This window comes from Cupriavidus sp. 01T418 (assembly GCF_056398885.1).
Genome location: NZ_JBFTQG010000185.1, coordinates 1 through 435, shown reverse-complemented (window position 1 = coordinate 435; position 435 = coordinate 1). Strand labels below are relative to the sequence as shown.

Annotated in this window: 1 protein-coding gene; it reads left to right on the top strand. The window is 64.3% G+C overall.

What is annotated here, in order from left to right; translation table 11 throughout:
* Positions 1-242: hypothetical protein (locus AC1DQ3_RS36840; protein ID WP_477125001.1), on the top strand; the 242-nt coding region annotated here is incomplete at its 5' end.
* Positions 243-435: the final 193 nt, after the last annotated feature.

The following is a 435-nucleotide window of genomic DNA, read 5'->3' as shown; positions in this document are numbered from 1 at the left end:
AGGACCTGGCCCTCGACAAAGAACTCGACGGCAAGACCATGTCCGCCGTGCGCGGCGGCAGCGCCTTCTCCATCGTCGGCGGCAACTCGCAGAACGTTGTCGGCGGCGGCGGCTTCGCCAGCCCGACCACGGGCCTTCAGGTCGGCCCGACCGTGAACACGATCGACGCCAGCTCGCATCTGAATCTGAAGATCCCCACCCTGCAGAACTTCGGCAACGGCACGCAAGTGGCCGTGCTGTAACGCGCTGTAACGCAATACCGGAGCGCCCTCCTGGAGGGTGCTCCCCAACCGAACCCCTTAGGAGACTCACCATGCAATCGACCCTCATGATCAAGGACCTGKCCCTCGACAAAGAACTCGACGGCAAGACCATGTCCGCCGTGCGCGGCGGCAGCGCCTTCTCCATCGTCGGCGGCAACTCGCAGAACGTTGT